The sequence below is a fragment of the Marinobacterium jannaschii DSM 6295 genome (assembly GCF_000620085.1).
Lineage (GTDB): Bacteria > Pseudomonadota > Gammaproteobacteria > Pseudomonadales > Balneatricaceae > Pontibacterium > Pontibacterium jannaschii.
In genome coordinates, this window is the sequence record NZ_JHVJ01000003.1 from 364,350 (window position 1) to 373,228 (window position 8,879).

The 8,879-nt window shown below is 54.8% G+C and carries 7 protein-coding genes; 3 read left to right on the forward strand and 4 right to left on the reverse strand.

Annotation, left to right across the window (positions count from 1 at the left end):
• Positions 1-15: 15 nt before the first annotated feature.
• On the reverse strand, positions 16-3,402 hold the full coding sequence (locus Q354_RS0101665; protein ID WP_027856096.1) for a tetratricopeptide repeat protein: 3,387 nt from the start codon (positions 3,400-3,402) through the stop codon (positions 16-18).
• Positions 3,403-3,404: 2 nt separating this feature from the next.
• Complete coding sequence (locus Q354_RS0101670; RefSeq protein ID WP_169828846.1) at positions 3,405-6,110, reverse strand: endo alpha-1,4 polygalactosaminidase; 2,706 nt, start codon at positions 6,108-6,110, stop codon at positions 3,405-3,407.
• A 292-nt stretch (positions 6,111-6,402) separates the two neighbouring features.
• Here Q354_RS0101670 and Q354_RS0101675 point away from each other — a divergent pair, with 292 nt between their 5' ends.
• Together Q354_RS0101675 and Q354_RS0101680 are read left to right on the forward strand one after the other, a co-directional pair.
• Positions 6,403-6,885 carry an FKBP-type peptidyl-prolyl cis-trans isomerase gene (locus tag Q354_RS0101675; RefSeq protein WP_027856098.1) on the forward strand — a complete coding sequence of 161 codons (483 nt, stop codon included), beginning with the start codon at positions 6,403-6,405 and terminating at the stop codon, positions 6,883-6,885.
• A gap of 134 nt (positions 6,886-7,019) precedes the next feature.
• Positions 7,020-7,205 (forward strand): tautomerase family protein, encoded by a 186-nt coding sequence (locus tag Q354_RS0101680; RefSeq protein ID WP_027856099.1) that lies wholly within the window; start codon positions 7,020-7,022, stop codon positions 7,203-7,205.
• 57 nt (positions 7,206-7,262) lie between these two features.
• On the opposite strand, the gene Q354_RS24240 is transcribed toward Q354_RS0101680, so the two are convergent.
• Entirely contained in the window at positions 7,263-8,069 is an 807-nt protein-coding gene (locus Q354_RS24240; RefSeq protein ID WP_036228187.1) for an endo alpha-1,4 polygalactosaminidase, read from the reverse strand.
• Positions 8,070-8,258: 189 nt separating this feature from the next.
• On the opposite strand from Q354_RS24240, the gene Q354_RS0101690 reads away from it, so the two are divergent.
• Positions 8,259-8,558 carry a peptidylprolyl isomerase gene (locus tag Q354_RS0101690; protein WP_281174706.1) on the forward strand — a complete coding sequence of 100 codons (300 nt, stop codon included), beginning with the start codon at positions 8,259-8,261 and terminating at the stop codon, positions 8,556-8,558.
• A gap of 41 nt (positions 8,559-8,599) precedes the next feature.
• Here the strand turns inward: Q354_RS0101690 and Q354_RS0101695 are convergent.
• Positions 8,600-8,879 (reverse strand): integrase core domain-containing protein (locus Q354_RS0101695; RefSeq protein WP_027856101.1); only part of this gene is annotated, 280 nt, incomplete at its 5' end.

Consider the following 8,879-nt stretch of genomic DNA (forward strand, 5'->3'; position numbering starts at 1 on the left):
CTTCACTCCTCTTGCTCAGTAGTGCAAAAAGTAACTTAGCCTTAACGCGGTAAACTGTTCCTGTTGTCGGGATTCCGATTGAAAGTTGAGTTTCAGGGCCAGCTCATCATCTCCGAACAGACGCCAGCCGATACCGGCGGACAGGTGCAGATCCCAGTCGGCCTGCTCGGGCCGGTAGCCGATGGAGGCATCGCTAAACCAATGCGGCGACGGGCTGTCGTATGGCGGCTGACCGACGGAACCCCGCCAGAAACGCTGGCCGATGGCGATGCGTTGATAGGGGGTATACAGAAGCTGCGTATTGCGCTGGTCAGAGGCCGGAGGATTGAATTGGTTCTCACGTTCTTCCCAGGTGACATCCAGATAGGCCTGGGCGTTGGGACGTCGGAACAGCCACTGCTCGGAAAGCTTCAGGTTCAGCAGCCAGCTTCGGGTGTCCATGATTCCCCCGGCTTCCTGATGGTCCAGGTACGCCAGGCTGGTACTCAGACTGTTGCGGGCACTCAGCTGATAGTTGAGGCCGGCTTCGATCCGGTTCTGCCATCCCAATTGTCGCCAGGCCCGGTTAAGGGGGCTGGATTCCCGCCAGGCGGTCTCGAACTGCCATTGCCAGTGGCTGTCGATCGCCTGGTCCAGGCCGATCGAGCCGCCCAGCCGCGAATCTTCCCGCCCGGCATCGCCGTGCAGTTGCCAGCTAACGCGTCCGTTGCCAAATCGCTTTCCGGCACCGGTGTTAAGGCTGTAGAAACTGTCATTTTGCTCGGTATCAAAATCCAGGCGGCGAACCCGGGCATGCCACTGCCAATCCGCCATCGGCCAGAATGCTGTCAGCCCGCTGTTTTGTGCCCCGAGGGCATCCTCTGACTGAGTATCCAGCTGAATTGCGCTGAACCCTTCAGGCCGGAGGCCCGACCAGGCATTGGTAACCCGCTGGATTTCGTCTGCCGTCAGTCCTTCGCCAAGGCTTTCGTGGCCGAGCATTAAGGCTTCCTGAGGGCGGTTCAGTCGATCCAGCGCGTGCATCCGGTCTGCCGGTGATAATGAGTTATCACTATTCAACAAGGTTGCCAGTTCGGCCGGATCATTGTGAAGAAATGCGAGCTGGAGCTGCTGCCAGCCGGCAAGCTGGTGCTTATCCCACACTTTATGGCCGAGATAGAAGCTGGAAAAAGCGGCCTGATCGGTAGCCAGCAATGAGCTGTAAAAGCGTGACAGTTCGTCGGCTGACAGCTCGCCCTGCTGCAGGAAGCGGCGGGCATAGATCCGATTCTCCGCTGCGTCTCCGAAGAAGCGTCCTATCAGCGCCTGTTTGCGGCCTGATCCGTCCGCAGGGATCTGCTTCAGGTGGCTGATCAGGAACCGCTGGAGCCTGAAGCTTGCATCGGCCAGATCATTGCGCTCGAGCAGCTCGGAGAGGCTGAAAATGACTGCGTAATTCTCTGGAGAACGCTGTAGCCAGCGCAGGTAGTAATTTATCGCCAGAGAGTCCCGGCCTAGCGCTTCCGACATGGCCGCCAGTAATGGCAGCCAGTTTGACTGCTGATAGCGGTGCTGATGTTGCGCCAGGAATGGCTGCATTCGCTCCTGGTTTGCCTGTACGACCAGCAGCCAGCCCAGACTGATGGCTGTTTCCGTATTGTCGGGTGCGGCACTTAATGCTCGTTCCAAAATTACCAGCGCCTGTTCCGAGTCGCCCTGTTGCTGATAGAAAAGGCTCATATAACGCCAGGATTCCTGATGCCCGGCCGGGTTGTTAACACGCTTTAGCTCGGCACTTATCTGGCTCAGGTAATCCGCGTCACCTTCCTGCCAGGCCAGCCGCATCAGGGTGTTTAACTGGAGGTGTTGCGGTTCGGCCTGATAGCGTTGCCATAGCCATCTCAGTCTGTGCAGGTCTGAGTCGAATCCTGTCTGCAGATAGCGATTGATCACCTGGGCATTGTTGATGCCCAGGGAATAGAGGGTGGCGTATGCCTGGGCGGCTTCCTCACGCTGATTGCTGTGCCAGGCCAGTGAAGCGCGAATCTGCCAGTACTCGATCTGTTCATCATCCGGTATTTGCCGGGCATCGCTGATAATCCAGAGTGCACGCGAGTAATCGCCGTTGAGCCAGAAGGAGCGGGCGAAGCGGCTGAGGCTTTGCCACTCCCGGTTTCCCTGACTTTCAAACTCTGACCACAGCTGTCGCAGGCGCTGAAGTTGGCCGGTTTCCTCCAGTAATCTGGCCTTCCAGCTCAACACCGATTCGCTGGCGCCGTAACGAAGCTGATAGCGCTGCAGATCCAGCAAGGCCTGCTCGGCGTCCCCCTCAAGCTGGTGGGCACGCATCCAGAGATTGATCTCTTTATCGGGAAGACGGTGGCTAAGCGACTTGATTCGTACCAGTTGGATCACCTGAGGGTATTGGTAGAGCGCGTATGCGTCGACCAGAGAGCGCTGAAATACTTCGGGGCTGAATCGTTGTTCCAGCAGTGGCCGCGCATCACTCAGGGCTGCTATCGGGTCTGCCTGCCAGTGGCTTATGCGCCAGCGTTGGTAGCGCAGCTCCCAGGCAGCGGGTGAGGTCACCAGTAGCCGGTCGAGAATATTACGTGCCTGGGTGAGGTTACCTGCCGCGATATAGCTTGATAGTGCCAGCTGACTGAACTTATCCGGCGATGATGAGCGGGTTATCAGCGCTTCAGCCGCTTGAGCTGCCGCGTTTTCGTCACCGGCCATGCGAGCGGTATCATAGATCTGGCGCAGCTGGTCCGGGTTGTCAGAGGGAAACCGCAGCAGCCAGTCGAGGGCCTTTTGTGGCTGGCCTGCAGAAAGCGCTGCCCGCATGGACTCTTCCACTGTCTGTGCCGAAAGGGCTTGTTCATAGTATTGCAATGCGATATCGGGTCTGTTGGCCCGAATCATAGCCCTCGCGGCGCTCAGGGGGTGTTTCTGCTGAGCCTGAGTTTCGGCATACCAGTCAAAGAAGCCCAGCTGTAACGCCATCTCCAGATCTTTAGACGTAGACTGGGAACCGTCGAGTGCCTGCAACAGGCTGTGGATCTGCTGTTTCAGCTGAAGGTCAGGGGCGCTATTGAACTGGGTGTACAAGACCTGCCGTTGCAGAGTCATTGCTAAAGGGTGTTGCCGGTCTGTCAGAGGTGTCAGGGTTTGCAGGGCTTCGGAAAACTCATGATGTTCCAATTGATTCTGTGCCAGATCCAGCCTGTAGCGCGGCTCATCCGGGTATTTATCGACCAGTGCGGCCAGATAGGCCCGGGACAGGTGGCCGGCTGACTGAAAGTGGTTTTCTTCACGAAGCTCGGCCGGGAAAAGTACCCAGAGAATGCCTGCTACACAAACACTCAGTGTTACGATCGATCCGGCACCTGAGCTTAATGGCCGTCTAGAACGCTCTTTCATTGCTAAATCTGACAGAGAATAGTTCCCTGATGCCTCCCTTTGGGAAGAATCAAATACTGCCGCTTGTCACGACGTATACTTCTGTATTGTTTAAATCTGCAACTACGGGCGTTGGCGATAACCAGCTCTGCAGCTTCGTGGGCGGTAAAGCTAACCTCTATCCCTGAATCGCCGGACTGCCAACGGTGCAGCTCGATGTTGGCGGATACCAGATAGGGTGTTTTCCTGGTTTGTTTAAAACTCAGTTTCACCCTTGGGCTTGAGAGATGTACATAGATGCCCTGAGGGGTTTCAGTATAGCCTGCGATTCCGTCGGCTATCTGGGGATGAGGGAAATTTGAACCTAATCTCAGCGTTTTGACGTAGCGGCTGTTAAAATGCCAGTCGCCCTGAAAGTCACGGCTGACGGCGCTCCAGTAGAAGTCTTCCGCTCTCTTGGCGTAGTCTGAGAGGTAAAGGGATGTATGAGGCTGGTTCAGTACGTATTGGTAAGCACGGTGCAGGGCCTTGATTCCCGCCGGGTTATCACCCGAGTAAAAGTGGTAATAGATACTGTAGGGTTTCAGCCGATAGGGCGTTTCGGTGATCTTGAACGTTTCAATGACACGGCCATAGCCGGAAAAGGGGCCCTTCCAAAGGTTGGTGAAAACGTTTTCGTTCATCACCGGTGCATAGATTTGATAGAGGTCTTCGCCCTCATGGCGCCCGATTGGCCAGATACGGCTCAGAGTCGGGTTATCGTTTAAAACCCAACTGTCGCCTCCATTGACATTGAGGACGTGGTTCTGGCGGGCCAGACTGATCGCATCGGCGGCCGGAAGTGCATCACCGGTCCATAGCATCAGGGCGACCTGCTTGTCCGCAGGTGCCAGCCGGTTATTGATATAGTCGATGGACCCGCTGATCTCTCTGGCCAGGTTGAATTTATAGCCGGGTATCTTCAGGTGAAAGCCGTACTCTGTACTGGATTCATCGATCGTTCGCCGATTGGCGAACGCCTCCCAGAAAAACGGGTGGCTGAATGAATGTGAGGCCAGTTCCACATAGTCCTCGGCGAATATATTACGGGCGATCTGTTCCAGTTTGGCCGACTCCTTACGATGTTTGCTAAGGGGGCCGATCTCACCTTCGATCACCGAGACCGTCGTGGGCAGGCGATATCTGTTGAGTATGTCGTTATGAATGACTTCTGCGGTATAGGGCGTGCCGGCTTGCTGGGCCTTGTTGGGAAAGCCGTCACCATCAATATGGACAGTGAGGATACGCCTGCCGTTTTCGGTGGTGACGTCAGGTGCCGGGATCGCTTTCAGCTTCATCGCTTCAGTCAGCAGGGCCAGTGGGTCCAGTGTCCAGCGACTGGCATAGTCGGGCAGATAGCTGATAATCCAGGGCGACAATACTAGCGCCCCGGCATCAGAGGTGATCAGCTGATCCAGCCGTTGGTTATTACGGTCTGTCACGCTCAACCGGCTGCGACCATTGTCCGTTGCTTTGAGCCCGATGACCGGCTCCCTAACCTCTCTCAAAGGCTGTTCACTCCGAAAGGGGGCATCCAGAATCTCTACCTGATACGGCGGAGAACTTTCCGTTGCAACGGCGCCAAAGCGCTTCAGCAAGCCGCTGTCTGATGGCGGCTGGCCGAGAATCATAACGGGTATCCGGCCCAGCTGGCGGCTGATCCAGGCTTCGAGTTCAGTACTGTAATCGGCGGAGGAGCGGGGCCAGATGATGACGCCGGCGTGCAGCGCAGGATCGGCATCTGCGGGCAGGCCGCCGGCAAGGTCATGATACTGGGGCAGGTATCCCAGGTATTCCACCATGGTGGTCAGTCGTTTGTGCAGATCCGTACGGCTTAGCGGGCTGACCGAGCTGTTGTAGGGCATGATGATGCGGCGGGGGACGGGAATGAAGTGCCCGGTTCCCCATTGCCGGATCAGGCCATCGCTGCTCCAGCCATCGAAACCTGCGCGGTGGATTCTGCCAATCAGCGCCTGCCGCTGAGACTGTTGCTCGGCATAATCCAGTACCTGGACGTGGAAGCCCAGTGATTGTGCTTCTTTCAGGCGGGCGGTCAGCCAGGCCTGAGCCTGTGTGGTCGTGACGCCGTAGCGTTGCTGCTGTGGCTGGTAGTGGCTGAAGAGTCCTTCGGCAACCACTGACTCCGCTTTGCCTTGCAGCTGACTGAGGACATTAAAACCCCGGTTCAGGATTAGCCTGTTTCCCGTTATTTCGGAGAGACGGCTGATAATCTGTGTCAGCGACCGGAGTTGCTCCTGTTCATCTTTTTCTCCCGCAAGCCTGTGACTGTCCAGTGTGTCCAGAAACAGGCCCTGATAGCCGGCATCTAACAGTTTGGCGGCTTGCGCATAGAGATGTTTTTGCCAACGTTGATCCGTCAGGTCCATAACGGCACTTTGCCAGGCCCTGTTCCGCGTAAGACGGTGGCCTGGCGCACTGGAGGAAAGTGTCTCGCCAATACTCAGATAAGCGTAGGGTGCGGTATCCCGTGCTTTGAGCCAGCTTAGCTGCCAGTCTGCCACTAGCTCCGGTTGAAGCACGATTCTGTCGTAGAAATTGGCTTCTGCCAGCGGAAGTTCATGGCCGTAGAAAAAGGCGATGGTGTTGTGTGAATGCGTTTTAGCGTTGTCGGTAGCGGCTGAAAGCGAAGCAGCCCACCACCAGGAAACCACCAGAATGCTGAAAGCCAAATACTGCGTAACTACCTTTGGTGCACATGGTGAAATGAAAATATTCTTTGAAATATTCATTTCTTGCCGTTGTACCAGAAAGATCCCGGGCGGTTGCTGGATACTGAGCGCTGAACCCGCTAGCCTTCGCTAAGGCGCAACGCACCATCCTCTGAGGCCCGTAATTAATTGTTTTAATAGCTTTATCTCTCAGTCCATCGAGCGGCATCTGCTGGCTGACAAATTCATTGTTGTACCTCTTTAAGCTCGGTATTATCTTTCGTCGAAACAAAAAAACTGTCAGGAAGCAGCAATGCAGATAGCTAAAGATACTGTAGTCCAATTTCACTATGTTCTCTCCGAGGCTGACGGAGAACAGGTAGAGTCCTCTTATGAAACAGATCCGATGGCCTATCTTCATGGCCACGGAAACCTGTTCCCTAAACTGGAAGAGGCGCTGGAAGGGCTGGAAGCGGGTGCAAAGGCAGATGTAACCCTGACAGCGGATGAAAGCTATGGTCAGCGCGAAGAAGGCCGTACCCAGCGGGTACCTATTAAGCATCTGCTGACTAAAGGCAAGCTGCGTCCCGGTATGACTGTAAAGGTCAACACCGAGCGTGGTGCCGCCGATGCAACAGTGGTCAAGGTCGGACTGAAGAATGTTGATCTGGACACCAACCACCCGCTGGCGGGTAAGAGCATCCGCTTTGAGGTCGAAATTGTCGAAGTCAGGGACGCAACGGCAGAAGAGATTCAGCACGGTCATGCCCATGGTGTCGGTGGCCATCAGCACTAGTATCTAGTACTAAAGAAGGTCGGGATTGGCTCCCATGTATAAGGGTGAATAGCTGGGTTGGGAGCCATGCTTAGAGAGAACCGATTAGTCAGCCAAACTGATCGCCGAAGGTGTCTCTAAGCGAGGTAGATATCATGTCCATTGCAAAGATCGATCTGATGGTAGCCTGTTCCGAGGCCGAGAAAGAGGCGATGGGACAGGCGGTAATTGAAGCGATCAGCAAAACCATCACCGTACCGCGCCAGCGCATCAGAATTATTATTCAGGAACACACTGACACGCCGCAGGACAGTGGCCGTTTTACCTTTATCAGTGGTTAGCCTTCAGGGCCGCGGCGGAATGTGATTAAAGAGGTTAATCCTGTGTTTCGGTTCTGCTCATCGTGAGCAGCTTTTCAGCTGCGATCCGTCGAGCTCCCTGGATGCAGCGACCGTACTGAAACGCATCTCCCTGCTGTGTCGGCAAAGCTGTTCAAATGCCTCACTTTGCTGGTACTGGGCACCATACTCGATATGTAGTACGGGCTTTCCAGCAGCAATGAATGCCGTCAACAGCTGACATTCGTTGTAGCGCAGGCAGCTTTCATTGGTTGCAAAGTCAAAATACGGTTCCAGCTGTGAAGCCTGTTCCAGGTTGTTTTTGAGTCCGATGCCCAGACCGAGATGGTGGGCTTGACTGGCGAGAAAGCGATTATAGTCCAACTGGTCGTTGGCACTGAGTTCCAGCCCGTTATGGTTGCTGTAGCCGTCAACGTTATCGGGATCGACCGCGTCACAGTTCTTCCGTTGTGCCAGCTTCAGCCTGGCGCGCATAATCCGTCTGACATTATCAGAGCGAATATCCAGCCAGTACTCACCGGGCCAGTTATCCAGAGCTGAGCCCAGATCGCTGCTGTTAAAGCGAGGTACGTCTTCCCGCCATGCTTCAAAAGTTCCCGCCGAGAAATAGCATACAACGCTCTTTCCTGATTGCTGCAGCTGTTGGATGGTTCTGGCCGGCGTGTCGAACAGGTCCAGCTCCACCAGCGCTGTGGTTGGATTAACCGGCAGATCTCCCCGTAGTTGGATATACCAGCTGAGTTCTGCCTGTGGGCGGTACCAGTCTGCATAGCAGAGCGGTGGCGCGATCAGCGAAAGCAGCAGTGATGGTATGCACCAGCGATACAGTGCCGCCCTGATTTTCATCTTGCTATGCCTATGTGCTCGTATACTAAATAGTGTTTAAAATAGACCTTCAGAGGCCGATTAGTGACTACCGGTATCATGGGCGACAGCGTTCAGGATCGGGTAGTGGGTAAGACAAGTGAATAAAGCACTTGTCTGGCTTAGATTAAATTCCATATCGGATAAACGCCGGTATACGTCAATCGTTTTATAAAAAGGAAACTAACAATGGCTAGCGCAACAGCACGACACATTCTGGTGCCAACTGAAGCTCAGTGTAGCGAACTCAAACAGCAGATCGTAGACGGTGCTGACTTTGCTGAGCTGGCAAAAAGCCACTCTCAGTGTCCTTCCGGTCGTCAGGGCGGTGACCTCGGACGTTTCGGTCCGGGGCAGATGGTGCCTGAATTCGACAAGGTTGTTTTCAGCGCGCCGGTCAATGAGGTCCAGGGGCCGGTCAAAACACAGTTCGGTTATCACCTGCTGGAAGTGACCAGTCGCGAAGACTGATGATTGTCTGTCACGTCCTAAAATACGTTGACGGTTTTTGATTAAGCCATCTCCAGTGCGGAGATGGCTTTTCTATGCGCTTCGTCTGGCGTTTGCATCCCCAGGCTCAAGTGCGGCCTCATTCGATTGTAGAGCTCCACCGACTCCGCCACCAAGGCCTTCAGCTCCTTAAAGGTCTTGCAGCGATAGAGTAAAAATTCCTGTTTTAAGATCCCGTTGACCCGTTCAGCAAGGGCATTCTGGTAGCAGTCATAGCCGTCTGTCATCGATGTCTGGATACCATGTCGTTTCAACTCTTGTTGATATAAACCTGAACAGTAT

Coding starts and splice junctions, on each gene's coding strand:
- Q354_RS0101665 (WP_027856096.1), bottom strand. CDS start 3,402: ATGAAAGAGCGTTCTAGACGGCCATTAAGCTCAGGTGCCGGATCGATC.
- Q354_RS0101675 (WP_027856098.1), top strand. CDS start 6,403: ATGCAGATAGCTAAAGATACTGTAGTCCAATTTCACTATGTTCTCTCC.
- Q354_RS0101680 (WP_027856099.1), top strand. CDS start 7,020: ATGTCCATTGCAAAGATCGATCTGATGGTAGCCTGTTCCGAGGCCGAG.
- Q354_RS24240 (WP_036228187.1), bottom strand. CDS start 8,069: ATGAAAATCAGGGCGGCACTGTATCGCTGGTGCATACCATCACTGCTG.